At 63.3% G+C, this 24,209-nt stretch carries 26 protein-coding genes; 14 read left to right on the top strand and 12 right to left on the bottom strand.

Annotated elements, in window-relative coordinates; translation table 11 throughout:
* Positions 1-7: 7 nt before the first annotated feature.
* From pdxH to dinG, 5 genes are all read right to left on the bottom strand, one after another.
* Positions 8-655 carry a pyridoxamine 5'-phosphate oxidase gene (gene pdxH, locus LXM55_RS05955; RefSeq protein WP_233319542.1) on the bottom strand — a complete coding sequence of 216 codons (648 nt, stop codon included), beginning with the start codon at positions 653-655 and terminating at the stop codon, positions 8-10.
* Positions 656-678: 23 nt separating this feature from the next.
* Positions 679-1,950 (bottom strand): OmpA family protein, encoded by a 1,272-nt coding sequence (locus LXM55_RS05960; RefSeq protein ID WP_233319544.1) that lies wholly within the window; start codon positions 1,948-1,950, stop codon positions 679-681.
* Between the two features lie 140 nt (positions 1,951-2,090).
* On the bottom strand, positions 2,091-3,236 hold the full coding sequence (locus tag LXM55_RS05965; protein ID WP_233319546.1) for a serine hydrolase domain-containing protein: 1,146 nt from the start codon (positions 3,234-3,236) through the stop codon (positions 2,091-2,093).
* 162 nt (positions 3,237-3,398) lie between these two features.
* Positions 3,399-5,789, bottom strand: a complete 2,391-nt coding sequence (locus tag LXM55_RS05970; RefSeq protein WP_233319548.1) for a beta-galactosidase — start codon at positions 5,787-5,789, stop codon at positions 3,399-3,401.
* A gap of 93 nt (positions 5,790-5,882) precedes the next feature.
* On the bottom strand, positions 5,883-8,027 hold the full coding sequence (gene dinG, locus LXM55_RS05975) for an ATP-dependent DNA helicase DinG (protein ID WP_015634399.1): 2,145 nt from the start codon (positions 8,025-8,027) through the stop codon (positions 5,883-5,885).
* 99 nt (positions 8,028-8,126) lie between these two features.
* Between dinG and LXM55_RS05980 the strand changes: the two genes are divergently transcribed.
* Positions 8,127-8,591, top strand: a complete 465-nt coding sequence (locus LXM55_RS05980) for a CopD family protein (protein WP_233319550.1) — start codon at positions 8,127-8,129, stop codon at positions 8,589-8,591.
* Positions 8,592-8,648: 57 nt separating this feature from the next.
* On the opposite strand, the gene LXM55_RS05985 is transcribed toward LXM55_RS05980, so the two are convergent.
* From LXM55_RS05985 to LXM55_RS05995, 3 genes are all read right to left on the bottom strand, one after another.
* On the bottom strand, positions 8,649-9,407 hold the full coding sequence (locus LXM55_RS05985; protein ID WP_233319552.1) for a collagen-like protein: 759 nt from the start codon (positions 9,405-9,407) through the stop codon (positions 8,649-8,651).
* On the bottom strand, positions 9,400-9,681 hold the full coding sequence (locus LXM55_RS05990; RefSeq protein ID WP_233319554.1) for a DUF1145 domain-containing protein: 282 nt from the start codon (positions 9,679-9,681) through the stop codon (positions 9,400-9,402). Before LXM55_RS05990 ends, LXM55_RS05985 begins: the two co-directional genes overlap by 8 nt.
* A gap of 248 nt (positions 9,682-9,929) precedes the next feature.
* A complete protein-coding gene (locus tag LXM55_RS05995; protein ID WP_092320203.1) occupies positions 9,930-10,619 on the bottom strand; it encodes an OmpA family protein in 690 nt (229 codons plus the stop codon).
* 190 nt (positions 10,620-10,809) lie between these two features.
* On the opposite strand from LXM55_RS05995, the gene LXM55_RS06000 reads away from it, so the two are divergent.
* Genes LXM55_RS06000 through LXM55_RS06015 form a run of 4 tightly spaced genes read left to right on the top strand, consistent with a single transcriptional unit; the run spans position 10,810 to position 12,536 of the window.
* Positions 10,810-11,307, top strand: a complete 498-nt coding sequence (locus tag LXM55_RS06000; protein ID WP_233319556.1) for a DUF6231 family protein — start codon at positions 10,810-10,812, stop codon at positions 11,305-11,307.
* A gap of 4 nt (positions 11,308-11,311) precedes the next feature.
* Positions 11,312-11,788, top strand: coding sequence for a YchJ family protein (locus tag LXM55_RS06005; protein WP_047335846.1), 477 nt, complete (start codon positions 11,312-11,314; stop codon positions 11,786-11,788).
* A 55-nt stretch (positions 11,789-11,843) separates the two neighbouring features.
* Positions 11,844-12,329: an LEA type 2 family protein gene (locus tag LXM55_RS06010; RefSeq protein ID WP_233319558.1), complete on the top strand. Its 486-nt coding sequence runs from the start codon at positions 11,844-11,846 to the stop codon at positions 12,327-12,329.
* Positions 12,330-12,335: 6 nt separating this feature from the next.
* Complete coding sequence (locus tag LXM55_RS06015; RefSeq protein ID WP_007923047.1) at positions 12,336-12,536, top strand: SEC-C metal-binding domain-containing protein; 201 nt, start codon at positions 12,336-12,338, stop codon at positions 12,534-12,536.
* Between the two features lie 36 nt (positions 12,537-12,572).
* Here LXM55_RS06015 and LXM55_RS06020 read toward each other — a convergent pair whose 3' ends face one another.
* Positions 12,573-13,148 (bottom strand): cysteine hydrolase family protein, encoded by a 576-nt coding sequence (locus LXM55_RS06020; protein WP_233319560.1) that lies wholly within the window; start codon positions 13,146-13,148, stop codon positions 12,573-12,575.
* Positions 13,149-13,289: 141 nt separating this feature from the next.
* On the opposite strand from LXM55_RS06020, the gene LXM55_RS06025 reads away from it, so the two are divergent.
* The 7 genes from LXM55_RS06025 (at position 13,290) to LXM55_RS06055 (ending at position 21,049) form a co-directional block, all read left to right on the top strand.
* Positions 13,290-13,931, top strand: a complete 642-nt coding sequence (locus tag LXM55_RS06025; protein WP_233319562.1) for a glutathione binding-like protein — start codon at positions 13,290-13,292, stop codon at positions 13,929-13,931.
* Between the two features lie 157 nt (positions 13,932-14,088).
* Positions 14,089-16,518 (top strand): penicillin acylase family protein, encoded by a 2,430-nt coding sequence (locus LXM55_RS06030; RefSeq protein WP_233319564.1) that lies wholly within the window; start codon positions 14,089-14,091, stop codon positions 16,516-16,518.
* A gap of 334 nt (positions 16,519-16,852) precedes the next feature.
* Positions 16,853-17,635 carry a transporter substrate-binding domain-containing protein gene (locus tag LXM55_RS06035; protein ID WP_233319566.1) on the top strand — a complete coding sequence of 261 codons (783 nt, stop codon included), beginning with the start codon at positions 16,853-16,855 and terminating at the stop codon, positions 17,633-17,635.
* 56 nt (positions 17,636-17,691) lie between these two features.
* Positions 17,692-18,420 (top strand): ABC transporter permease, encoded by a 729-nt coding sequence (locus LXM55_RS06040; protein WP_233319568.1) that lies wholly within the window; start codon positions 17,692-17,694, stop codon positions 18,418-18,420.
* Positions 18,417-19,127: an ABC transporter permease gene (locus tag LXM55_RS06045; RefSeq protein WP_233319569.1), complete on the top strand. Its 711-nt coding sequence runs from the start codon at positions 18,417-18,419 to the stop codon at positions 19,125-19,127. Before LXM55_RS06040 ends, LXM55_RS06045 begins: the two co-directional genes overlap by 4 nt.
* A gap of 24 nt (positions 19,128-19,151) precedes the next feature.
* Positions 19,152-20,270, top strand: coding sequence for a succinylglutamate desuccinylase/aspartoacylase family protein (locus LXM55_RS06050; protein WP_233319570.1), 1,119 nt, complete (start codon positions 19,152-19,154; stop codon positions 20,268-20,270).
* A 14-nt stretch (positions 20,271-20,284) separates the two neighbouring features.
* The gene (locus tag LXM55_RS06055) at positions 20,285-21,049 is read left to right on the top strand and encodes an ABC transporter ATP-binding protein (protein WP_233319572.1); all 765 of its coding nucleotides are present in this window, start codon (positions 20,285-20,287) and stop codon (positions 21,047-21,049) included.
* A 54-nt stretch (positions 21,050-21,103) separates the two neighbouring features.
* On the opposite strand, the gene LXM55_RS06060 is transcribed toward LXM55_RS06055, so the two are convergent.
* Positions 21,104-21,316, bottom strand: a complete 213-nt coding sequence (locus tag LXM55_RS06060; RefSeq protein WP_233319573.1) for a hypothetical protein — start codon at positions 21,314-21,316, stop codon at positions 21,104-21,106.
* Between the two features lie 106 nt (positions 21,317-21,422).
* On the bottom strand, positions 21,423-21,989 hold the full coding sequence (gene dcd / locus LXM55_RS06065; RefSeq protein ID WP_016965530.1) for a dCTP deaminase: 567 nt from the start codon (positions 21,987-21,989) through the stop codon (positions 21,423-21,425).
* Positions 21,990-22,340: 351 nt separating this feature from the next.
* Between dcd and LXM55_RS06070 the strand changes: the two genes are divergently transcribed.
* Complete coding sequence (locus LXM55_RS06070) at positions 22,341-22,550, top strand: cold-shock protein (RefSeq protein WP_002554837.1); 210 nt, start codon at positions 22,341-22,343, stop codon at positions 22,548-22,550.
* 97 nt (positions 22,551-22,647) lie between these two features.
* Here LXM55_RS06070 and LXM55_RS06075 read toward each other — a convergent pair whose 3' ends face one another.
* Positions 22,648-23,655, bottom strand: coding sequence for a DUF481 domain-containing protein (locus tag LXM55_RS06075; protein WP_233319575.1), 1,008 nt, complete (start codon positions 23,653-23,655; stop codon positions 22,648-22,650).
* A gap of 161 nt (positions 23,656-23,816) precedes the next feature.
* On the opposite strand from LXM55_RS06075, the gene LXM55_RS06080 reads away from it, so the two are divergent.
* Entirely contained in the window at positions 23,817-24,170 is a 354-nt protein-coding gene (locus LXM55_RS06080) for an MGMT family protein (protein WP_233319577.1), read from the top strand.
* Positions 24,171-24,209 lie beyond the last annotated feature (39 nt).

Below are 24,209 nucleotides of genomic sequence, written 5' to 3' on the forward strand. Positions count from 1 at the left end.
CGCTTGATTATGGGGCCAGACGCTCGCGGACCCAGGCGTCGGCTTGCAGGCGATAGTTCAAACGGTCATGCAGCCGGCTAGGACGCCCCTGCCAGAACTCGATGCGTTCCGGTAGCAGGCGATACCCCCCCCAGTGCTCCGGGCAATCGGGCTGGCTATCGCTGAAGCGCGCCTCAGTGACCTTGAGCAACTCTTGCAGCTCGTCACGGTCCGCGATCACCCGGCTTTGCGGCGAGGCCCAGGCCCCCAGCCGGCTGCCCAGGGGGCGCACCTGGTAATAGGCGTCCGACTCCTCGGGGCTGACCTTGACCACCCGTCCTTCGATCCGCACCTGGCGCTCCAGGGTTGGCCAGAAGAACGTCATGGCAGCGAAAGGCCGTGCAGCCAGCTGCTGGCCCTTGTCGCTTTCATAGTTGGTGAAGAAGGTGAAGCCCTGCTCATCCAGGCCCTTGAGCAGCAGGATGCGGCAATGAGGGCGGCCGTCGGTATCGACGGTCGCCAGCGTCATGGCGTTGGCCTCCACCGGAGGCTGCTCGGTCTTCACCGCATCGGCAAACCACTGGTGAAACAGCGCAAAAGGTTCCGCCGGGGCCTGGGCCTCGGACAAGCCGTCACGAGTGTAGTCGCGGCGCATATCAGCCAGGGACTGGGTCATGCCTGCTTCCTTATCCTTGAGAATCAGTTTTTAACCTGGGCAGTCGCCGTAGCGGTCTTCGACGGTGCAGCGGCCTTCTTCGCCGGAGCCTTCTTGGCCGCTGGTTTCTTGGCCACGGTGGACTTCTTGGCAGGTGCGGCAGCCTTTTTACCGGCCTTGCTTGCGGCGGCCGGTACTGGCGGCTTGGCATCCTGCACGGCGACCATTTCAGACTCGGACGGGGTGGGCTGGTTGTACTTGCTCAGCAGGCCAAGCATGGTGCTGCGCGGGGTCAGCATGATTTCCACACGGCGGTTCAGCGAACGACCTTGAGGGCTGTCGTTGGCCGCGCGCGGCATCACCCCCCCCATGCCACGCAGCATCAGGCGATCCTGCTTCAGGCCGCTGAGGCTGAAAATGGCCGCTACGGACTGAGCACGATCACGGCTCAGCTTCTGGTTGGCCAGGCTCGGGCCGGTAGCATCGGCGTGGCCGAGAATCAGTACGGCAGTCTTCGGGTCGCCTTCAACCGCCTTGGCAACGCGGGTGAACGGGCCCAGGGTCACTGGCAGCAGCATGGCTGGACGGTCCGGGTTGAACGAAGCATCGACCAGCGCGGTGACGACCAACACGTTTTCACGACGCTCGAGCTGCAGCTTGCTGTCCTTCACCGCTTCGCGCAGGCGTGGCTCGTAGTCGTCCAGCCAGGCCTGGGTGATTTTCGGATCGGGCATCGGGATGTCCGCCACATTGACCTTGCTCAGAGGCTTGGGCTGGCTCTTGGGGAACGGCCACCACCAGTGAGTTTCGGAGTCGGCTGCCGCGGCTACTGCCGGAGCCGGTGCTGGCGCAGGCTCGGCCTTCTTGGCTTCAGCTACCGGCTTGTCCGCGGAATCCTTGGAGGAGAACGGCCACCACCAACTGCTGCTTTCGGCCTTGGCCGCAGGAGCAGCAGGCGCCGCAGCAGCTACTGGAGCGGGAGCTGGAGCGGGTTCAGCCGCCGCGACAGGTGCCGGCTTGGCGCCGGCCGCGGGCTTGGCAGCAGGTGCGGCTTGCTTGGCGGAAGCGCTGGTCTTGCCGGCAGCCGGCGCGGTGTTTTTTGCCGCTACAGCCGGTTTGCTCGCCGAAGCGGCGGGTGCGGCCGGTGCGGCTTGAGTGGTGGCCGGTTTTTCAGGCGCAGGCGCGGTTTCCTTGCTGCTGGCCTTATCGGAACCAAACGACCACCAATGGCCGCCATCCGCTTCATTTTGTGGGGTTTGCGCGCAACCAGTGACGGTCAGGCAGATGGCCAAGGCTAGAGACTTGTTCGACGACATGGGATATCCACAAAATGAGATAAAAAATTCGGTCTAAATAACCGTTACAAACAGACGCTTGGAAATTATAAAAGCCACAGGGTTCCGCCCTGCAGCTTTCCAAGCATGTTTAAGCAAAAAAGTTCTTAACAGCAACCTTTTTACAGACAATCCGACAAAACCCGCACCAGCTTCTGCACCCGAGGATCCATCAATACATAAGGCCCCAGGGTATTTGTCACAAAACCGAATGCCACATCATGCTCCGGGTCAGCAAAACCGATGGAGCCACCCGCCCCCGGATGCCCGAATGCCCGCGCGCCCAAGCCAAAAGTGGCATTGGCCACCTGAGGCTGGTCGAGCATGCAACCCAGGCCAAAGCGGGTCTGGGTCAGCAACGTCTTGTCCATGCCCAGGCTGTGCTCCCGGGTCAGCTCTTCGAGCATATCGGCCTCCAGCAAGCTGCCATCCAGCAGGCCGCTGTAGAACCCGGCGAGGCTGCGGGCATTGCCGTGGCCATTGGCCGCCGGCTGCTGCATGCGCCGCCACTCGGGTTTATTGGTGCTGGTCAGGATAGACGGCGGATTGGTAAACGCCCGGGTAGTCATCGCATCCGGTTCGCGCAGGGTGACTTGCAACAGGCGCTGCGCCGCGGCATCACCGACATTGCCCTTGCTACGGGCAATGTGGGCCACCCGGTGGAACTCTGCGTCAGCCAGGCCGACATGGAAGTCCAGCCCCAGGGGCTTGGCGACCCGGGCCACGATGGAATCTCCCGGCCCGCGCCCATCGGCACGCCGGATCAGCTCGCCAACCAGCCAGCCATAAGTGATGGCCGCGTAACCATGGCCCTCCCCCGGCGTCCACCAGGGCTGCTCGGCCGCCAGGGCATCGACCATGGTCTGCCATTCGTACAGGGCTTGTGCGGGCAACAGCTCGCGCAGCGCTGGCAGGCCGGCCTGATGGCAGAGCAACTGACGCAGGGTGATCGCCGCCTTGCCCGCCGCCGCGAACTCCGGCCAGTAATCAGCCACTGGCGCGTCGAGCTTGAGCTTGCCTTCGGCCACCAGTTGCAAGGCGGTGACCGCGGTAAAGGTCTTGGTGCAAGAGAACAGGTTGGCGATGGTGTCGCTGTGCCAGGCCTCGGCGCCGTCCTTGTCCGCGGTACCGGCCCAGAGGTCGATGACGGTTTCCCCGCCGATCTGGATGCACAGCGCCGCGCCGCGCTCCTGGGGATCTTCGAACAGCGCGGCGAAAGCCTCGCGCACCGCCTCGAATTTAAGCTCGTAATGACCTTGAATCTGCACCCCTGACTCCCCCCGCAACAATGCTCGACAACGTGGCGCGCATTGTTCCAGCCTCGAAGGCATTTGGGAACAGCCGCCGGGGCTGCCGCAACACCTCGTTTCAGAGGGCTGCCAGGCGTTCCCCGGCGCGCCGCGACCGCCGCTGATCAGCCCCTCTGAAACTCAATGACCGTTGCCCGAGTGGCCACCGGCATGCCCGCCTGGGCCCTTGCCACCGTGCGCCTTGTCGCCGCCCTCGCCATTGCGCTCGCCAGCCATGGCCTGCGCCGCCTCGACCCGGGCCTGCTCCGCGGCCTTGCCCAATTGGTCAATGGCCTGCAGGTTGCTCTTGCGCACGCTGTCGACAAAGCCCTGGAACGGCACGTCGGTGATGCCCACCAGGCCAAAGTGGCCGTTTTCACCGTCCAGCAGACGCCCGGTCACCGGCTGGTCCAGGTACTGGAACCAGTGCACGCCAACGATGGATGGCTCGCTGACCGCCTGCTTGAGGAAGTTGGCATAGGCTGGGCCACGGTCCTCTTCCCGGGCCAATTCGGTCACCCCGCCCCAGAATGGGCCGCGATCCCGGGAGCCGAAGTTGAACTCGGTCACCAGTACCGGTTTGTCGAGGCTGCGCAGATAGGCAAAGTCCTGACCGTCCTGGGGCTTGAGGGTGTACATATTGAAACTCAGCACATCGCAATACTGAGCACAGGACGCCACCGCCTCAGGATTGCTGACGGCAAACCGCCCGCCCAGCAGCAAGTGGTTGGGAGCGTGCCATTTCAGCGAGTCGGAGATGGTCTTGAAGTAGGTATCGGCGAAGACCTTCTGGAAATATTTGAAGTCGGCCTCGATCTCCGGGTGCTCCGGGCTTGGCAACGGCGGGACGAAACCCGGGTCCTCCATCAATTCCCAGGCCGGCAGGTCGATGCCCCAGGCCTTCGACAGCCCGGCCTGGTTGCGGTACTTGTCACGCAGCTGCTTGAGGAACGCGCGCTTGGCCGGGACATCCGTCGTCAGGCGCAAGGTGCCGTAGGCCAGGGCATAACGGGATTTCGCATCGTCCCCGGGGCCGGCCCAGGCCAACTCGTTGTCGGCAAAGTAGCCGATCAGCCACGGGTCATCCCGATGATCCCGGGCGGCAATGGCCACAGCGCGTTCGGTAGCCATGGCAAAGCGCGGGTCGAAAGGGTCCGGCATGCCGCCCCACCAATCGCTGCCGGTGCTGATGCTGGCGTAATCGCCGACGATCGACAGTGGCAAGGTGTAAGGCACCCGGTCGGCCAAGCCCAGGGCCGGCGCACTCCAGTTGCCGAGGGTGTTGAAACCCCAGGCTTGCAGGCGGTCCAGGGTATGGCCAACCCAGCGCTTCTGGTCGAAGGCCGGTGCTGCACAAGGAGCAGCCTCGGGCGCCGCCGGCGCGGCTGCGGCCGGCGCCTGCCCGGGGGTTGCGTCGCCCTCGGTGCAGGGCTTGCCGTAGGTGCGTTGCAGGTTGGCCTGGTAGAAGTCGAACCAACGACCGGAGCCATAGCCTCGGCCCTGGTCCGCGCCGTTGCCGCCACGGTTGTCGCCTTCGCCGTAATACGCCGCCAGCGGTTCGTCGTCCTTGGGCAAGGCGCCGAACATCCATTCGCGCCCCGCGACATAAGTCCGGTTGTTGTCCGGGGCCACGGTATTGACCCCCAGGGAATAGAACGGATGCCCGAGCGGCGTTACCAGGAACCAGCGGCCATCACGTTTTTCGGTGCGGAAGAAACCGCTGGCCTTGAAGCTCGGCCCCTTGTTCCAGCCGCCGTAGATGTCCAGGGAGGCTTTCTCGCGCTCACCAAGCCAGCCCTTGAGTTGTTGCTGCTCCTTGGCATCGGCCGCCTTGAGCTGGTCGTCACTGGCGACTTTTTCCGGCCAGCGGGCCCGGGTCGATTGGCCGTAGGCATCCACCAGCGAACCGTAGACCGCCTTGACCACGCCCTCGTCGTCCTGCACGCCGAAACGCTCAAGCAGGATGCTTTGCGCCACCTTGGGGTTGTCCATGGACAAGGTCACCGAGACCACCTGGCTGCGGTCCAGTTGCCCTTCGCTGCTGGCCAGCAGGATGCGCTGGTCATCCACGGTCATTGGCATCGGCGGCGCGGCCTTCATGCCCTGGCTCAGCGGGCTGCTGGCCACCAGTGGCACCAGCAGGGTCTGCGCCGGGCCGGCCGGCAGGTCGACGCGGCTGACCAGGGTCTTGCCGTCGTTGCTCTGAACGGTCACGTACAGGGTCAGGGCCCAGTTCATCGCGCTCTGGATACGCAGGCTCATCATCCCCGACTGCGACCAGTCCCAGGCGCCGCTTTGCGGCGTCAGGCTCAGGCTGGGCCGGTTCGTCGGGTTGAAGATGATGCGCCGCAGCACTTCGCCTTCGGCCGTTTGCTCTGCATTGGACTGCGGCAGGCTGGCATCTTGTGTCGCCACCTGCACCACCGCGGCAGGCCGGACAAAGTTGAACAGCGTCTGTTGTCCGGTAGGAACCGCCCATACGGGCGCGGCAAACAACAGGGCAAGTACTGCGGGCAACGAACGGCGAATCATATGAACCTGGCTCTCCCTAAAGACCGATGAACGGCCGGTGCTGAAGCGGTGACATGAAATAGACAGCACGGCGCGCAAAGGTGCGCGCCCAGCTCAAGATATTTCTCTACGAAATGGCGGCAAAGCATTGAGGATAGCCTTGCCGTAGCGCTGAGTGACCAGACGACGGTCCAGCAGGGTGATGGTGCCGCGGTCCTGCTCGGTACGCAGCAGGCGACCGCAGGCCTGGACCAGCTTGAGGGACGCATCCGGCACCGAGATTTCCATGAACGGATTGCCGCCGCGGGCCTCGATCCACTCCGCCAGCGCTGCCTCCACCGGATCATCCGGCACCGAGAACGGGATCTTGGCGATCACCACGTGTTCGCAGTAGGCCCCGGGCAAGTCCACCCCTTCGGCGAAACTCGCCAGGCCGAACAGCACGCTGGAGTCGCCACCGTCGACCCGCGCCTTGTGCTTGTTCAAGGTCTCCTGCTTGGACAGGTTGCCCTGGATGAAGACCTGCTTGCGCCAGTCGCGATCCAGGCCGTCGAACACGTCCTGCATCTGCTTGCGCGAAGAGAACAGCACCAGGGTGCCCCGCGAACCCTCCACCAACTCCGGCAAATCGCGGATGATTGCCGCGGTATGCGCCGGCGCATCGCGCGGGTCGGCACGCAGGTCGGGCACTCGCAACACCCCGGCATCAGCGTGATGGAAGGGGCTCGGCACCACGGCGGTCACGGCCTTTTTCGGCAGGCCGGCGCGCATGCGAAAGCGGTCGAAGGTGCCCAGGGCGGTCAGGGTCGCCGAGGTCACCAGGGCGCCGTAGGCGACGTTCCACAGATTGCGCCGGAGCATTTCCGCGGCAAGGATCGGGCTGGCGTTGACCTCGATGTCGAACAGCGAACCGCTCTCGGCCAGGGTCAGCCAGCGGGCCATGGGCGGATTGTCTTCCGGGTCCTCGATGGTGAACGCGGTCCACAGCTCCCAGTTGCCCGAAGCCCGGGCCAGCAGGCTGCCGAACAGCGGGTACCACTCCTCGGCCTGGTTGCTGGCGATGCCGATGTTGACCTCGCCATCCATGCCTTCCTTGAGCAGCTCGGTCAGCCGGGTAAACAGGTCGGTGAGACGGGAAAAGCCCTTTTTCAACTCCAGGCCCATCTCGCGCATGTGCTCGGGGATCAGCCCGCCAACAAACCGGTGGCGTGGCCGCTCGCGGCCTTCCATGTCCTCGCCGGTGCGGAAATCGGCGATCTGCTCGCAGGCGGTAAACATGAACTGCTGCTGGGTCTTGATTTCCCGCGCCAGCTCCGGCACCTGCTCGATCAGCCGCCCCAGGTCCCCGGGCAGCGGATGCTGGGCCAGCAGCTTGGTGAGGTTCTTGGCGGTCTGCTCCAGCCAGTCGGCGGTGGAGCGCAGCCGGGTGTAATGGGCGAAATGGCCAATGGCCTTGTCCGGCAGGTGGTGACCTTCGTCGAACACGTAGAGGGTGTCGCGCGGGTCCGGCAGCACGGCGCCGCCGCCCAGGGCCAGGTCGGCCAGGACCATGTCGTGGTTGGTGACGATCACGTCCACCTTGCCCATGCCTTCGCGGGCCTTGTAGAAGGCGCACTGGCCGAAGTTCGGGCAATGGCGGTTGGTGCACTGGCTGTGGTCGGTGGTCAGGCGCGCCCAGTCGGCGTCTTCCAGGGCCGTGGGCCAGCTGTCGCGGTCGCCGTCCCATTTATTCCCGGCGAGCTTCTCGATCATGCTGGTGAACAGCTTCTGGCTGGCTTCATCCACTTCGATCTTGAAGCCTTCTTCCTCGAACAGCTGGGCCGTGGCGGTCTGCGCGTGGCCTTCCTGGAGCAGCATGTCGAGCTTGGACAGGCACATGTAGCGCCCCCGGCCCTTGGCCAGGGAAAAGCTGAAATTCAGCCCGCTGTTGCGCATCAGGTCGGGCAGGTCCTTGTAGACGATCTGTTCCTGCAGGGCGACGGTGGCGGTGGCGATCACCAGGCGCTTGCCAGCGGCCTTGGCCGTGGGAATCGCCGCCAGGCTGTAGGCTACGGTCTTGCCGGTACCGGTGCCGGCCTCCACCGCGACCACCGCCGGATCACCGCTGCGCCGGCCTTCGTCGTCGGTGTCGATGTCACCCAGGACCTTGGCCACTTCGGCGATCATCAGGCGCTGGCCATAACGCGGCTTGAGGCTCTTGGCTTCGAGAAAACGCGAGTAGGCGCCCTGGATCGTGGTTTTGAGTTCGTTGCTGATCATGGTTTTTCGGGCGCACAAAACGCTGGATAAATTTTCAGTGGTTCGAATCGGCCGCTATCATACCCCGCTAATTCATCCCGCGCAGAACGGAGTACCCGAATGACCCCTTTCGCCCTTGCCTACACCCTGCATGTGCTGGCCGCCCTGGTCTGGGTCGGCGGCATGTTCTTCGCCTGGATGGTCCTGCGCCCCGCGGCCGTGGTCGCTCTGGAAGGGCCCGCGCGGCTGAAGTTGTGGGCCCAGGTGTTTCCGCGCTTTTTCGTCTGGGTATGGATCGCCGTGGTGCTGCTGCCGATCAGCGGTATCGGCCTGCTGCACTTGCGCTTCAGCGGTTTTGAAACCGCGCCGAAGTATGTGCAGATCATGATGGGGCTGTATCTGGTAATGACCGCCCTGTTCATTCGTATCCAGACCCTGCAACTGCCGGAGCTGCACAAGGCGCTGGCCGCCGAGGATTGGCCCGCTGGCGCTGCGGCGCTGGGCAAGATCCGCCGGCTGGTGGGCAGCAACCTGATCATCGGCCTGGTGCTGGTGGCCCTGGCCGCGGCCCGGCCGACCTTCTGAAAGCAAGCGCCCGCTACACGAGCGGGCGACTGGGGAAGCGCGGCCTCAAGGCCGCTGTTACAAACGCTGGACCGTCAGCGAGCCGGCTTCTCCCACGGGCCCTGGTTGGCCCTGGGCGCCGGGGCGACCGCTCTTGCCGCCGTCGGTGCGATACACCAGGCAGCCCTTGGACTTGCCCCCGGCCCCCGGTTTGCCTCCGGCACCGGCCAGGCCACCGGCACCGCCATCGACCAGCACCTTGATCCGCTCACCAGGGAAGTCACGGGGCAACTCGACCCGGACCTGGGCGCCCGCCGCCCCTGGCCGTCCGTCGCCGCCGTTGTCACCATCGGCGCCGCGCCCGGCCTGGCCCCAGGTGCACCCCGGTTCCTGGCCGTTGGCGCCGTCAAGGCCGACATAGCCGGGAACACCCGCGCCGCCTCGAGCGTCCACCGACAACGTCTCAGCCTTCAGGGATTCGAACCGCAGGTTCAGATTGCGCCCCGGCTTGGGCGCCTTCTCATAGGTACCCGGCGCACCGCGGGAGCTGATCTGGCTGCCGCTGTCCAACTGCGCACGCCGGACAATCAATTGCAGGCTTTGCCCAGTCGGCACGATGGCGATCCGCGACTCACGCCCCAGGTGCAGCTCATCGACCTTGAGCTCGGTGACATTGGCCGGAATCAGCAAGGTGCCGTAGTCGGCGACGTCGAGGCGCTCCAGCTGCAGGGTGCTGGTGGTGTTGGGCAGGCGCATGAAGGAGTTGCTTTCGACCTGCACCACCTGGGCCACGGCCAGGGGACTGCAGAACAGGGCCAGCAGGCATAGCTTACGCATGATCGGTCTCGACAGCAGGAACAGCAGCGGGAAGGGTTTGCAGGTGGAAGATGCCCACCAGCAGGATTTGCAAACGATCACGCCAGGGATGCGGACGGTCCTTGAGGCTGCCATTGAACAGCAGCAGTTCCAGCAAATGGGTCAACAGCAACAGGCTGCCCGCCAGATTGACCAGCAGGTGCAATGGATTGATCAATGGCTTGGCCAGATTGATCAGCACCACCAGCCAAAAAACCAAGGTCAGAAATTTACCCATCCCCCACAAGAACCTCATACGCTCCCCTCGTGAATTATTCTTTGCGCGCACAGTAACGACTTATCCCGGGGGGACGCCAGAGGAGGATGAAAATTCTTCCCGAAGCCTCTGTTTAGCCGCTCGATCGGCGAGGATCGCCCGCCACGGCCGACCTCGGCGGACGGATGAAGCACACCGGGAAGACCAGCGCCGGCCTGAACGCCAATCCCCGGAACCGGGAGCCGAAATGATCCTGCGCGGCAGTGACGCCGCGCAGGTCATGGATTTCAGCGGTTGATCTGAATCTCCGTGCGACGGTTCATCGCCCGGCCTTCGGCGGTCTTGTTGTCCGCCACCGGTTTGCTTTCACCGGCACCGGTCACCGAGACGAAGCTGTTGCGTGGAATGCCGTTGCTGATCAGGTACTCCACCACCGAGTGGGCACGTTTGTCCGAGAGTTTCTGGTTGTAGGCGTCGCTGCCGACGCTGTCGGTGTGGCCGGTCACTCGCAGTTGCGCGCTCGGCGCCTCCTGTTTCAGGCGGGTGACGATGGTGTTGAGCTTGGACTTGTCGGCGTCGGTCAGCTTGGCCGAGTCGAAATGGAAGTACACATCGCGAATGACGATGGTTTCTTCCTTGACCACTACCACTTCTTCCACCACGGGTGGCGGTGGTGGGCAGCCGTTGGCATCGACCTTCACGCCTCTTGGGGTATGCGGGCACTTGTCACGGCTGTCCGGCACACCGTCGCCGTCCTCGTCGCCATCACCTTTTACCCAGCAATAGGCGCCGGCCAGGCCACCGACCAGCAACGCGCCGCCGCCCGCCCACGAGGAGCTTTCGGTGGCGCCCAGCGCCGCGCCCGTGACACCGCCTACCGCGGCGCAGATCGGCCAGTCGGTTTTCTGCAAACCTGCACAACCAGTCAACACACTGGTTAACAGAACCAAGGGTACTGCCGTCCGAATGATGCTCATCTGATTTCTCCTGAGGGATCGGCTCTGGGCCGATTCACGGAGTAAAGACCGCGCCTTTCATCTGCGCCAGCACCCGGCTATCACGGCTTTCAGCCCCTAAACACGGGAAGTTCGCCGATTTAGTGGTGAACCGCTCTAGGCCCGTCGATGCGGGCGCGCTAGTCTTTAGCGTTCTGATCGAGGAGCTAAGATGAGCGTCGGCATTTCCACCCGTACCCCGCAGCAGGCCCTGGCGGCCTTGCTGGATCGCTACGCCCCCCAACAACTGCTGCTGATCGGTGCCAGCGACTTCCCCGCCCTGGCTGCATTCAAAGAGGCCCATCCTGCGACCCAGGTGGCCCAAGCGGCCCCCGGGCCCTTGCCGGCGGAGCTGGCAGCGCGGCGTTTCGACCTGGCCCTGGCCCTGGATTGCCTGGAGCATTTGCCCAAGCGCGATGGCTTGAACCTGCTGGGAGGCATTCGCAACCTCAATGCCAGCCGAATTGCGGTGCTGGCCGACCTGGACGCCTGCGGCTGGCAGGAAACCGACTTCTACTCGCTGGCCCTGCAGGCCAGCGAACGCTTCCAGCGCGACGAACAGGTCCTGACGCTGTTCACCTACGATCTGCTTGAATACAAACAAGTGCCCGATTGGCTCAACTCACGCTTCTGGGCGAACCCGGAAAATTTTGGAAAGTACTGGTGGTAACACAATGAGTGCCTCGATTTGTCCCTGCGGCAGCGGCAACCTGCTGGATGCCTGCTGCGGCCACTACCACGCCGGCCATCCCGCACCGTGCGCCGAAGCCCTGATGCGCTCGCGCTACAGCGCCTATGTGCTGGGGCAGGTGGATTACCTGCTGGCCACCACCCTGCCGGCGCAACAGGCCGGCCTGGATCGCCAGTCCATCAGTGACTGGAGCGCACAAAGCACCTGGCTTGGGCTGCAGGTTGAAAGCTCGGAAGTCTTCGGCGGCCAGCCCGAGCACGCCTTTGTCACCTTCACCGCCCGCTGGCACGACAGCCAGGGCGAACACAGCCACCGCGAGCGCTCGTCCTTCGTGCAGAACCAGGGCCGCTGGTACTTCATCGACCCCACGGTGCCCCTCAAGTCCGGTCGCAACGACGCCTGCCCCTGCGGCAGCGGGCACAAATTCAAGAAGTGCTGCGCCAGCTACTTCACCCGCTGAATCAGGAATGCCCCTAGCCCAGGACGGGCCCGGGGAGTTCAAAGGGAGTCTTGCAATGATCGGTGAACTGCGCGTCCTACGAAGCCTCTGCCTGATCGGACTGTTGAGCCTGTCGGGGTGCGTGTCCTGGTTCACCAATGAGGAGCTGGACCCGGCGGTGCACCTGGTCAAGGTCGAGGTGGTCAAGGCCAACCTGCTGGAGCAGCGCTTCACCCTGCACCTGCGGGTGGACAACCCCAACGACAGCGACCTGACCGTGCGCCGCCTGGCCTATCGGGTCTACCTGGAGCGCTTCCTGCTCAGCGAAGGCGAGCACGAACACTGGTTCACCGTCACGCCCCACAGCAGCCGCTTCTTCAAGGTGCCGGTGCGGACCAACCTGTGGCCGCAGATCCGCGACGTGGTGAAACTGTTGCGCAAGCCCCAACGGCCAATCCCCTATCGCCTCGAAGGGGAGCTGGAAATCGGATTATTCATCGGTCGGGACGTGCACCTGAAGCGCAATGGCGTGATAATTCCCGGCGATTTTATCCCGGAGTAACCCGCAATGACCCAGCAACCTCATGTCCATGGCCCTGACTGCAACCACGATCATGACCACCACGATCACGACCATGGCCATGTTCACGGCCCGCACTGCAACCACGCTCACCAGGAGCCGGTGCGCAACGCACTGAAGGACGTCGGCCGCAACGACCCTTGCCCATGCGGCAGCAGCAAGAAGTTCAAGAAGTGCCACGGCGCTTGATCTGAGCGCAGGCTGGGCTGCCAGGGCGCTACGCCGTCAGCGGCAACACTGCCCGGTCTCCCCGGCCAGGAGCTGCTCCTGGCTCAGGACCGTGGCGTACTCGCCCTGCAGATTGGCCAGCGACATGGCATGCACCTCCTCGGCACTACGGGCCCGACCGGCAAAGTCGGGCTTGTCGAAGGTGTAGCAGGCATCGGCCACCACCCACACGGCGAAGCCCAGGTTGCCAGCGGTGCGCGCCGTCGATTCCACCGAGTTGTTGGTGGCGACACCGACCATCACCAGCCCCGTAATCCCGTCCCGACGTAGATCCGCTTCCAGCGGGTTGGCACAAAACGCATCCGGCACCTGCTTCTGAACCAGCCACTCGCCGTCCTGGGGACGAAAGCGTGGCTGAAACTCCACCCCGGACTGCCCGGGCCAGAACACCGAATCCTGGGACCGCGACAGGTGCTGCACATGGATCACCGGCCAACCGCGGGCACGCCAGTGGGCCAGCAACTCAAGCATCCGCGCCTCCGCCTCGGGGTTGTTGCGCGGCCCGAGCCGGGGCTCGAGGATGCCTTGCTGCTGGTCGATGAGCATCAGTGCGGTGCTGGCCGAAAGGGGCATATTTTCTTCGCTGCGGTCATTGAATTTGACGCACTTGAGCATCACTTCCCTGTTCAGGCAAGCCATCGAGTGCAGACAGGACGACCTCATGCCGGCGTTTGCCGTCCCTGAAGTACGGATACATCCCAACTGGAGCGCTGCATGATCGACCTGTATTACTGGACCACCCCCAACGGCCACAAGATCACCCTGTTCCTCGAAGAAGCCGGCCTGCCCTACACCCTGCACCCGGTGAACATCGGGCTGGGTGAACAGTTCAAGCCCGAGTTCCTGAAGATCGCCCCCAACAATCGCATTCCGGCCATCGTCGACCAGCAACCCTCCGACGGCGGCCAGCCGCTGTCGCTGTTCGAGTCCGGTGCGATCCTCCTCTACCTTGCGGAAAAGACCGGCCAGTTCCTGCCCCAGGACCTGCGCGGGCGCCAGGAAACCCTGCAATGGCTGTTCTGGCAGATGGGCGGGCTGGGGCCGATGGCCGGGCAGAACCATCATTTCAGCCACGCCGCCCCGGAAAAAGTCCCCTACGCCATCAAGCGCTACGTGGACGAGACTGCGCGTCTGTACGGCGTGCTGGACCGGCGCCTGGCGGACCGCGAGTTCGTCGCTGGCAGTGCCTACAGCATTGCCGACATGGCGATCTACCCCTGGATCGCTTCGTACAAGAAGCAGAGCCAGAAACTCGAGGACTTCCCGCACCTGCATCGCTGGTTCAACAGCATCCAGGCCCGACCGGCCACTGAACGGGCCTATGCCCTGGTCGAGCAGGTCAATCCCGCCATCTGAACATCGCCGTGCAGGAGCCGGTTTGGCCGGTGCCGGTGTGCCGGTGCTGGCTATTTTCAGCGCCTTCAAGAAATACCTCCTGCCCCCGCTTGCGCGGCACTCGCCTGCTCACTAACGTAGCGCCTTTATCGACGTTACCCCCCGCAGGAGCTTGACCATGGCCTCGCCAGCCCTCTCACATTTTCTTCCCCGGTTCGGCGTTGCCGCGGCGGTGGCCGGTGCCCTGAGCCTGGCCGGTTGCCAGTCCTGGAACTCACAGAACAGCCTGCCCCCGACGTCTGGCGTGCAGCCCCTCAAGGGCCTGGCACAGAACGTCTCCGTACGCCGTAACGCCGTGGGCGTGCCGCTGATCGAAAGCAACAGTTTCCACGACGCGCTGTTCACCCTGGGCTACGTGCACGCCAGCGACCGCATCGGCGAAATGGTCACCCTGCGCCTGCTGGCCCAAGGCCGCCTGGCAGAGATGTCCGGCGCCGAGGTGCTGGATGTCGACCGCCTGATGCGCGCGGTGAACCTGAAAAAAAGCGCCGACGAGCTGTACAAGGCCTCGTCGCCACGGATCAAGCGCTTCTTCGAGGTCTACGCCCGGGGGGTCAACGCCTACCTGTTCCGCTATCGCGACAAGCTGCCGGCGGATCTCGCGGCAAAAGGCTACACCCCCGAGTACTGGAAGGCCGAGGACTCGGCACTGATCTTCTGCCTGTTGAATTTCGGCCAGTCCGCCAACCTGCTGGAAGAGATCAACGCTCTGGTCCTGGCACAAAAGGTCGGCAGCGACAAACTGCCGTGGCTGACACCGAGCTATCCCGATGAACCCCTGCCGCTGGCCGAGGCCGACAAACTCAAGGGGCTGAACCTCTCTATTCCCGGGCTGAACGAAGTCAGCCGAGCCGCCAACCGCATGGCCCAGCTCAACAGCCTGGGCGTGCGCGGCGGCAGCAACCTGGCCATCGCCCCACAGCGCAGCCGCACCGGCCGCAGCCTGCTAGCCACCGACAGCCACTTGCAAGCCTGGTACTACGCGCAGATCCGCGCACCGAAGTACCAGGCCGCCGGCGCCTCCATCGCGGGCTTGCCGGCGATTCTCCAGGGCTTCAACGGCAAGGTGGCCTGGAGCATGAGTTCGGTGGAGGGCGACACCCAGGACCTGTTCCTGGAGAAACTCAAGCGCCAGGGCAACGCCCTGTACTACCAGAACAACGGCAAATGGCAGCCGGTGGCCGTGCGCAACGAAACCTATTTCGTCAAAGGCCAGCGGCCGATTCGCGAAGCGGTGTACGAAACCCGCCACGGCCCGCTGCTCAACAGCGCCCTGGGCGCAGCGCTCGGCAACGGTTTCGGCCTGGCCCTGCAAACACCAGCGCTCAAGGACGACAAGACCCTGGACGCCTTCTTCGACCTGTCGCGGGCGCAGAATGTCGAGAAGGCTTCGGACGCCAGCCGGGAAATCCGCGCCATCGCCCTGAACATGGTGTTCGCCGATGCCAGCAACATTGGCTGGCAAGTCACCGGGCGCTTCCCCAACCGCCGCGAAGGCGAAGGCCTGTTGCCTTCCCCGGGCTGGGACGGCCGCTACGACTGGGACGGCTACGCCGACCCGATGCTCCACCCCTATGACCAGGACCCGCCCCAGGGCTGGATCGCCACCGCCAACCAGCGGGTGATATCCCGGGGCTACGGCATGCAGCTGTCCAACTCCTGGCAGGCCCCGGAACGGGCCGAGCGCATGGCCGAACTGGCCTCCAGCGGTAAGCAGGACAACCGCAGCCTGATCGCCCTGCAATACGACCAGAGCACGCTGTTCGCCGCCAAGCTGAAGAAGATGTTCGAGGCCCCGGGCATGGCCCAACCGCTGAAGAAGGCCATCGAGGCACTGCCCGATGCCGACCGCGCCAAGGCCCGGGAAGCCTACAGCCGCCTTATGGCGTTCGATGGCAAGGTCACTGCCGGTTCGGCCGATGCGGCGCTGTACGAATTGTTCCTGCAGGAAAGTGCCAAGCAGATCTTCCTCGACAAACTGGGCCCCGAGTCCGGCAGCGCCTGGCAGGCCTTCGTCGCCAACGGCAACCTGTCCTACTCGGCCCAGGCCGACCACCTGCTGGGGCAGGAAGACAGCCCCTTCTGGGATGATTCGCGCAGCGCACAAAAGGAAGACAAACCGGCGATCCTGGCCCGCAGCCTGGCAGCGGCCATCAATGCCGGCGAACAGCTGCTGGGCTCCGACCGCAAGGCCTGGCAATGGGGCAAGCTGCACAGCTACCAGTGGACCAACAGCAGTGGCCAGCAGATCCGGGGCCCACTGCAGGCCGGGGGCGACCACAACACCCTCAACAGCGCCGCGTACCGCTGGGGGCAGGACTTCACCATCAGCGATACGCCGGCCCTGCGCCTCATCGTTGATTTCGGCCTCAGCGAACCCTTGATGGGCCTCAACAGCAGTGGCCAGTCCGGCAACCCGGCAAGCCCGAACTACGCCAATGGCATCGACGGCTGGCTCAAGGCCCAGTACCTGAGCCTGCCGATGCAGCCGCAGAACTTCGAACGCAGTTATGGCAAGACCCGCCTGACCCTGGTTCCAGGCAAGTAAGCGCCTGGCGTCCCGCTCCCCCGCTTGCCCATCCGGTGCAAGCGGGCCTGCCCCAAAACGAGCAGCCTGCCCCCCGCCGACGCTGCTAAGCGCCAGCGGCATCCCCAAGCCAGCGCTTTCTCAGGTCAGCCCGCACCTTGCACCTTATTGGCGCCTGCCCAAAAACGCGCCCCACTTAAGCGCACGCCTGCCTTGATCGCAGTGCCTCCCAGCGGTTTTAAAACACCTGTTCGGGACTCTGGTTCGGAAATTGCTACTTTCAATATGTCTTATGCGTTCCAGTAACAGTACTCATGCGCCACAAGCGCTCATATTGGTTCTTAGGGATTGAATAATGAAAAAAGCATTGCTGACCCTTTCTGCACTGGCTCTCTGCATGGCCGCCGGCTCCGCGCTGGCCAAGGAATACAAGGAACTGCGCTTTGGCGTCGACCCGTCCTACGCGCCTTTCGAATCCAAGGCCGCCGACGGCAGTCTGGTGGGTTTCGACATCGACCTGGGCAATGCCATCTGCGCCGAACTGAAGGTCAAGTGCAAGTGGGTCGAAAGTGACTTCGACGGCATGATTCCCGGCCTCAAGGCCAATAAATTCGACGGTGTGATCTCCTCCATGACCGTCACCCCGGCCCGCGAGAAAGTCATCGACTTCTCCAGCGAGCTGTTCTCCGGCCCCACCTCCTTCGTCTTCAAGAAAGGCTCGGGGCTGAGCACAGACACCGCCTCGCTCAAGGGCAAAACCGTCGGCTACGAGCAGGGCACCATTCAGGAAGCCTATGCCAAGGCCGTGCTGGACAAGGCTGGGGTCAAGACCCAGGCCTATCAGAACCAGGACCAGGTCTACGCCGACCTGACTTCCGGGCGCCTCGACGCCTCGATCCAGGACATGCTGCAAGCCGAACTAGGCTTCCTCAAGTCGCCGCAAGGCGCTGACTATGAAGTCAGCAAGCCGGTGGACGATCCCCTGCTGCCGGCCAAGACCGCGGTCGGCATCTCGAAAGGTAACAAAGAGCTGAAGGCGCTCTTGGATAAAGGTATCAAAGCGTTACACGATGATGGCACCTACGCCACCATCCAGAAAAAACACTTCGGTGACCTGAACCTCTACAGCGGTAAATAACCTGTCGGCGCCCATCCTCGATGGGCGCCTTTTTTATCGCTACGGGTCACTGATCGATGCTCGAAGAACTTCTAAAAAACCTGGGGCTTTCCGCATTCAGCCTGAAGGGTTTCGGCCCCCTGCTGCTGGAAGGCACCTGGATGACCATCAAGCTGTCGGTGTTGTCACTTCTGGTCAGCGTCCTCCTGGGCCTGATCGGCGCCAGCGCCAAACTCTCCAGCGTTGCCTTGCTACGGGTTCCGGCCCAGCTCTACACCACCCTGATCCGCGGCGTGCCGGACCTGGTCCTGATGCTGCTGATTTTCTACAGCCTGCAAACCTGGCTGACCTCCTTCACCGACTTCATGGAGTGGGAATACATCGAGATCAACCCCTTCAGCGCCGGGGTGATCACCCTGGGCTTCATCTATGGCGCCTACTTCACCGAAACCTTTCGCGGGGCGATTCTTGCGGTGCCCCGGGGCCAGGTGGAAGCCGCCACCGCCTATGGCCTGAAACGCGGCCAGCGCTTTCGCTTCGTGGTCTTCCCGCAGATGATGCGCTTCGCCCTGCCGGGCATCGGCAACAACTGGATGGTGATGCTCAAGGCCACGGCCCTGGTGTCGATCATCGGCCTGGCCGACCTGGTCAAGGCGGCCCAGGATGCCGGCAAGAGCACCTACCAGCTGTTCTATTTCCTGGTGTTGGCAGCCTTGATCTACCTGCTGATCACCAGCGCCTCCAACTTTGTCCTGCGCCGGCTTGAACGGCGTTACGCCGCCGGTGCCCGGGAGGCCGTACGATGATCGAACTCCTGCAGGAATACTGGCGCCCCTTCCTTTATAGCGACGGCTACCACATGACCGGCCTGGCCATGACCATGTGGCTGCTCACGGCGTCGATCTGCATCGGTTTCCTGGTGTCGATCCCGCTGTCCATCGCCCGGGTCTCGCCCAAGCGCTACATCCGCTGGCCGGTGCAGTTCTACACCTACCTGTTTCGCGGTACGCCGCTCTATATCCAGTTGCTGATCTGCTACACCGGGATCTACAGCATCGCCGCGATCCGCGCGCAACCGGTGCTGGATGCGTTCTTTCGCGATGCCATGAACTGCACCATCCTCGCCTTCGCCCTGAACACCTGTGCCTACACCACGGAGATCTTCGCCGGGGCGATCCGCAGCATGGCCCACGGCGAAGTCGAAGCGGCCAAGGCCTATGGCCTGAGCGGCTGGAAGCTGTACGCCTACGTGATCATGCCCTCGGCCCTGCGCCGTTCGCTGCCTTACTACAGCAACGAAGTGATCCTGATGCTGCACTCCACCACGGTGGCCTTCACCGCGACCATTCCCGACATCCTGAAAATCGCCCGCGACGCCAACTCGGCGACCTTCCTGACGTTTCAGTCGTTCGGCATCGCCGCCCTCATCTACCTGTGCGTAACTTTCACTCTGGTGGGCCTGTTCCGCCTCGCTGAACGCCGCTGGCTGGCCTTCCTCGGGCCGACCCACTAGGACTTGCTGCAGGAAAAACCGTCAATGCGCCACGAGATCCACGACCTGCTCGCCCCCTTGCCGGGGACCGCGCGCCAGGTCCACAGCTTTCACTTCGGCCCGCCCCAGGTGGCGGGCAAGGTCTATATCCAGTCTTCCCTGCATGCCGACGAGTTACCCGGCATGCTGGTGGCCTGGCACCTCAAGCAACGCCTGGCGGAGCTGGAGGCCGCCGGCCGCCTGCGCCAGGAAATCGTCCTGGTGCCAGTGGCCAACCCGATAGGCCTGGAGCAGGTGCTGATGGATGTGCCCCTGGGCCGCTACCAGCTGGAAAGCGGGCAGAACTTCAACCGCGGTTTCGTCGACCTTGGCGAGCAGGTCGGCGATGCCATTGAAGGGCGGCTCAATGATGACCCTGAGCACAACCTCGAACTGATCCGCCGCCACCTGATCGATGCCCTCGCCCTTCAACAGCCGCAGACTCAATTGCAATCCCTGCAACTGACCCTGCAACGGCTGGCCTGCGATGCCGACGTGGTACTGGACCTGCATTGCGACTTCGAAGCCGTGGCGCACCTCTACACCACCCCGCAAGCCTGGCCCCGGGTCGAGCCATTGGCCCGCTACCTCGGTGCCGAAGCCTGCCTGCTGGCCACCGACTCCGCGGCCTGGTCGTTCGACGAGTGCTTCAGCCTGCTGTGGTGGCAGCTGCAACAGCGGTTCGGCGAACGCTTCGCCATCCCCACTGGCAGCATCGCGGTGACGGTCGAGCTGCGTGGCCAGGGCGACGTCAACCATGGCCTGGCCCGCCTCGACTGCCAGGCCCTGCTCGACTACCTGACCCACATTGGAGCCATTGACGGCGAAGCGCCGCCACTGCCTGAACTGCCCTTCCCGGCCACGCCCCTGGCCGGGGTCGAACCGCTGGCGACACCGGTGGGCGGGCTACTGGTGTTCAGCGTCCTGCCGGGGGAGTACCTGGAGGCCGGGCAACAGGTGGCCGAAATCATCGACCCGATCCACGACCGGGTCACTCCCATCCATTGCAACAACGCCGGGCTCATGTACGCCCGCTCGCTGCGGCGCACGGCCACCGCCGGCATGGTGATTGCCCATATCGCCGGCCGCGAGGCCTATCGCAGCGGCTACCTACTTTCGCCTTGAGGATGCAAGCCCCCATGTACAAATTGACCGTTGAAGGCCTGCATAAATGCTATGGCGACAATGAAGTGCTCAAAGGTGTTTCCCTCAAGGCCAGGACCGGCGACGTGATCAGCCTGATCGGCGCCAGTGGCTCGGGCAAAAGCACCTTCCTGCGTTGCATCAACTTTCTCGAAACCCCGGATGACGGCGCCATGAGCCTGGATGGCCAGCAGATCCGCATGGTCAGCGATCGCCACGGCATGCACGTGGCCGATCCGGCCGAGCTGCAGCGGATCCGCACGCGCCTGGCGATGGTCTTCCAGCATTTCAACCTGTGGAGCCACATGACCGTGCTGGAAAACATCACCATGGCCCCGCGCCGGGTGCTGGGGGTCAGCACCAAGGACGCCGAGGAACGCGCCCGGCGCTATCTGGACAAGGTCGGCCTGCCGGCCCGCGTCGCCGGCCAGTACCCGGCGTTCCTCTCCGGCGGCCAGCAACAGCGGGTGGCCATCGCTCGGGCATTGGCCATGGAACCGGAAGTCATGCTGTTCGACGAACCGACCTCGGCCCTGGACCCGGAACTGGTGGGCGAAGTGCTCAAGGTGATCCAGGGCCTGGCCGAAGAAGGCCGGACCATGATCATGGTCACCCACGAGATGAGCTTTGCACGCAAGGTGTCGAGCCAGGTGCTGTTTCTGCACAAGGGCCTGGTGGAAGAGGAAGGCGCCCCGGAGGACGTGCTGGGCAACCCGAAAAGCGAGCGCCTGAAGCAGTTTCTCAGTGGCAACCTGAAATAGTGAGCGCACCACACCCGCCCCGACACAGGGCTGGACGGGCGTAATGCAAAGGCTTCAGGCGACCGGCGCGGGAGGCGGCTCGTCGGGCAGGGTCGGTTCGCCCGGCTCGGTAGGCTCAGGGGGTTGCGGGGAGTCGGGATCCGGCTGGCCGGGAATGCCGCCGGCCATGCTGACGGGAGGATGCGCCAGCAGGGTCCAGGCCAGTACGCCAACTTGATTGGGTTCCAGCCGGGCCAAAGTGGCACTGATTCGCGGATCTATCTTCATGAGGGCACTCCTGAGCTGTGCCGGGTACGCCTTGCGCGTACCGGCAGTACCTCCAATAGAGTGCCTGCCGGCTCAGGAATTCCCGCTGTTCGTCAGACAGCCAGACTCAGGTACGCGGCAGGGTCACGCCACGCTGGCCCTGGTATTTGCCACCACGGTCCTTGTAGGACACTTCGCACTCTTCGTCCGACTCCAGGAACAACATCTGCGCCACGCCTTCGTTGGCGTAGATCTTCGCCGGCAGGGTGGTGGTGTTGGAGAACTCCAGGGTCACGTGGCCTTCCCACTCGGGTTCCAGCGGGGTCACGTTGACGATGATGCCGCACCGGGCATAAGTGCTCTTGCCCAGACAGATGGTCAGCACGTTGCGCGGAATGCGGAAGTACTCGACGGTACGCGCCAGGGCAAAGGAGTTCGGCGGGATGATGCAGACGTCGCTCTTGATGTCGACGAAGCTCTTTTCATCGAAGTTCTTCGGGTCGACGGTGGCCGAATTGATGTTGGTGAACACCTTGAATTCGTCGGCGCAGCGCACGTCGTAGCCATAGCTCGACACCCCGAAGGAGATCAGCCGATCCGGGCCTTCGCCACGCATCTGGCGCTCTACGAAGGGCTCGATCATGCCGTGCTCTTGCGCCATGCGGCGAATCCACTTGTCCGATTTGATGCTCATGGCGGGTGTCCTGAAATAGCGAGGTGAAAAAAACGGTCTGGCATCTTACCGGGGCGCGAGGTCGGGTTCAAAGTCTGGGACGTTTTTCTCGCCCCACACCACGATTTTCAAGGGCTCGGCGACGAACGACGGGCCGCCAGTCACGAAAACCGAGAAACCTTCGCACTGGCCATTGGCACGTTCAGGAAAAAGGGTTAAGGTGGCGCCACTGTGCTGCTTGTGTCACTGAGAATCTCTACACGATGTTGAATTTCGATCCAACCATCTCCAAGAATTTTTCCTGCTCTTTGCACTCAGTCTCGGCCAGGGCTTTTCCTGAGTCGCAGTTAACTTTGTCCAAGGAGATACACCATGTCTAATCGCCAAACCGGTACCGTTAAGTGGTTCAACGATGAAAAAGGCTTCGGCTTCATCACTCCACAATCCGGTGACGACCTGTTCGTACACTTCAAAGCTATCCAATCCGACGGCTTCAAAAGCCTGAAAGAAGGCCAACAGGTTTCTTTCATCGCTACCCGCGGTCAGAAAGGCATGCAAGCTGAAGAAGTTCAAGTTATCTAACTTGTACTGATCCAGTAAAAAGCCCCGCCCTCAACAGCGGGGCTTTTTTGTGCCCGGTGTTTTTTGTCGGCGCCTTCACTGAAAAAAGCGCCCGGACTTACCAGGTCACGCCAAAACCCACGGTATAACGGGTCTTGTCCAGGTCGCTGTTCTCGGTACCGCGGATCAGATCCTTCTCCGCTTTGAGGTTGAGCGACGCCCAGTCCGTGACCTTGTAACGCAGCCCCATCTCGGCATCCAGCGCGTAATCGGCGACCTTGGAAAACGGTCTGCCCACTTCACCATTGGTGAAGAACTCCACTCGCTTGCCGATCAAGTAGCGGTTGTAGTCCCACTTCACGGCCAAGGAATAGAAGTTGTCCTTGCCGCCATCGGCGTACTCGTAATCCGTACGGTTGAGCAGCGAACCCAGGGAGAACGCCCCCAGCTCATCGTCCCAGAACTGGTAACCGGGCCCCATACCCACCACCCGTTGCCGCGCTAGGTCCTCAACCTTGTCGCGCTTGTAGGTCAGGCGCCCTTCCCAGAACCACTTTTCAGTGATGAAACGGTCCAGAGCGTACTCGGCGCTCCAGTTGTCGGTGGTCACCATTTGATTCTGGAACTCACGGTTGTACTCGCCCTGCGCATTGTGGCGCCAAGCCCCATGGCGCGCCGACGTCCTGAAGTCGATGTCGTAGTGATCGGTATCCTTCTCGGCGCGCTTGTAATCCATCGCCACGTCGACATTGCCCTTCCAGACCATGTCCTCCACCAGCGGCTTGGGCTTCATGATCTGCTGGATACTCGCCAGCTCCACGGTCTTGGGCGCTTCACCATTGGCCAAGATCACCTTGCCATCATCCGCGGCCTGCAGCGATTTGGCCTTCTCCCCGGTGTAGGCGTCCTGCTTGACCAGCAGTTCCTGGTCGCTTTCCAGGGTCTTGACCTGTTTCCAGTCGATGCTGATGGCACCGCCATACTCGGTCTGGATCAACAGCTTGCCACCGTCGAACAGCTTGATCTTGCCGCTGAGACGATCACCGTTCTTCAACCACACGGTATCGGCCAGCACAGGCATGGAGGCGCTGAGCGCCGCTAAACACAGCAAAGTTCTAGGCAACATAAGCAATACAGGACTCGATCTTGCGAAAAAAAACGGCATTATTCCTGCTGAACAAGCCTTAGTCAGGACTGACCCGGGTATTGAGAGTGAGTTCAATACTCATCCGGCTTTCATCACCGCAAGCGATCAGCGTCCCGCCTTCATTATCTGGAACCGCGAATGTGACCGAACACAGCGAAGAGCCGCAAAGCCCCGCACAGATCCGACGCACGGCGCTGTACCTGACCCTGGCCCAGGTTCCCGAAGGCAAAGTGGTGAGCTATGGCCAACTGGCAGCCATGGCCGGCCTGGGACGAGCGGCGCGCTGGGTCGGGCGCACCCTCAGCCAGCTACCCGCCGACACCAGCCTGCCCTGGCACCGGGTACTCGGCGCCGGCGGTCGCCTCAGCCTGCCAGCCGGCAGCCCATCGGGCGACGAACAGCGCGCCAGACTGCGCAGCGAAGGTGTCACTATCCTGAACAATCGCGTGGATATTCAGCGCCATGGCTGGCGCCCGGTAGAGCACAGCGGTTAGAGTGCGCGCTTTGTTTCCGTAACCTGAGGCAGACTTCAG

It is taken from the genome of Pseudomonas sp. Au-Pse12 (assembly GCF_021341665.1).
Taxonomy (GTDB): Bacteria; Pseudomonadota; Gammaproteobacteria; order Pseudomonadales; family Pseudomonadaceae; genus Aquipseudomonas.

Bases quoted from the DNA above. Each gene is read 5' to 3' on its own strand.
- pdxH (WP_233319542.1), bottom strand. From the start codon at position 655: ATGACCCAGTCCCTGGCTGATATGCGCCGCGACTACACTCGTGACGGC.
- LXM55_RS05960 (WP_233319544.1), bottom strand. From the start codon at position 1,950: ATGTCGTCGAACAAGTCTCTAGCCTTGGCCATCTGCCTGACCGTCACT.
- LXM55_RS05970 (WP_233319548.1), bottom strand. From the start codon at position 5,789: ATGATTCGCCGTTCGTTGCCCGCAGTACTTGCCCTGTTGTTTGCCGCG.
- dinG (WP_015634399.1), bottom strand. From the start codon at position 8,027: ATGATCAGCAACGAACTCAAAACCACGATCCAGGGCGCCTACTCGCGT.
- LXM55_RS05980 (WP_233319550.1), top strand. From the start codon at position 8,127: ATGACCCCTTTCGCCCTTGCCTACACCCTGCATGTGCTGGCCGCCCTG.
- LXM55_RS05985 (WP_233319552.1), bottom strand. From the start codon at position 9,407: ATGCGTAAGCTATGCCTGCTGGCCCTGTTCTGCAGTCCCCTGGCCGTG.
- LXM55_RS05990 (WP_233319554.1), bottom strand. From the start codon at position 9,681: ATGAGGTTCTTGTGGGGGATGGGTAAATTTCTGACCTTGGTTTTTTGG.
- LXM55_RS05995 (WP_092320203.1), bottom strand. From the start codon at position 10,619: ATGAGCATCATTCGGACGGCAGTACCCTTGGTTCTGTTAACCAGTGTG.
- LXM55_RS06000 (WP_233319556.1), top strand. From the start codon at position 10,810: ATGAGCGTCGGCATTTCCACCCGTACCCCGCAGCAGGCCCTGGCGGCC.
- LXM55_RS06005 (WP_047335846.1), top strand. From the start codon at position 11,312: ATGAGTGCCTCGATTTGTCCCTGCGGCAGCGGCAACCTGCTGGATGCC.
- LXM55_RS06010 (WP_233319558.1), top strand. From the start codon at position 11,844: ATGATCGGTGAACTGCGCGTCCTACGAAGCCTCTGCCTGATCGGACTG.
- LXM55_RS06015 (WP_007923047.1), top strand. From the start codon at position 12,336: ATGACCCAGCAACCTCATGTCCATGGCCCTGACTGCAACCACGATCAT.
- LXM55_RS06020 (WP_233319560.1), bottom strand. From the start codon at position 13,148: ATGCCCCTTTCGGCCAGCACCGCACTGATGCTCATCGACCAGCAGCAA.
- LXM55_RS06025 (WP_233319562.1), top strand. From the start codon at position 13,290: ATGATCGACCTGTATTACTGGACCACCCCCAACGGCCACAAGATCACC.
- LXM55_RS06030 (WP_233319564.1), top strand. From the start codon at position 14,089: ATGGCCTCGCCAGCCCTCTCACATTTTCTTCCCCGGTTCGGCGTTGCC.
- LXM55_RS06035 (WP_233319566.1), top strand. From the start codon at position 16,853: ATGAAAAAAGCATTGCTGACCCTTTCTGCACTGGCTCTCTGCATGGCC.
- LXM55_RS06040 (WP_233319568.1), top strand. From the start codon at position 17,692: ATGCTCGAAGAACTTCTAAAAAACCTGGGGCTTTCCGCATTCAGCCTG.
- LXM55_RS06045 (WP_233319569.1), top strand. From the start codon at position 18,417: ATGATCGAACTCCTGCAGGAATACTGGCGCCCCTTCCTTTATAGCGAC.
- LXM55_RS06050 (WP_233319570.1), top strand. From the start codon at position 19,152: ATGCGCCACGAGATCCACGACCTGCTCGCCCCCTTGCCGGGGACCGCG.
- LXM55_RS06055 (WP_233319572.1), top strand. From the start codon at position 20,285: ATGTACAAATTGACCGTTGAAGGCCTGCATAAATGCTATGGCGACAAT.
- LXM55_RS06060 (WP_233319573.1), bottom strand. From the start codon at position 21,316: ATGAAGATAGATCCGCGAATCAGTGCCACTTTGGCCCGGCTGGAACCC.
- dcd (WP_016965530.1), bottom strand. From the start codon at position 21,989: ATGAGCATCAAATCGGACAAGTGGATTCGCCGCATGGCGCAAGAGCAC.
- LXM55_RS06070 (WP_002554837.1), top strand. From the start codon at position 22,341: ATGTCTAATCGCCAAACCGGTACCGTTAAGTGGTTCAACGATGAAAAA.
- LXM55_RS06075 (WP_233319575.1), bottom strand. From the start codon at position 23,655: ATGTTGCCTAGAACTTTGCTGTGTTTAGCGGCGCTCAGCGCCTCCATG.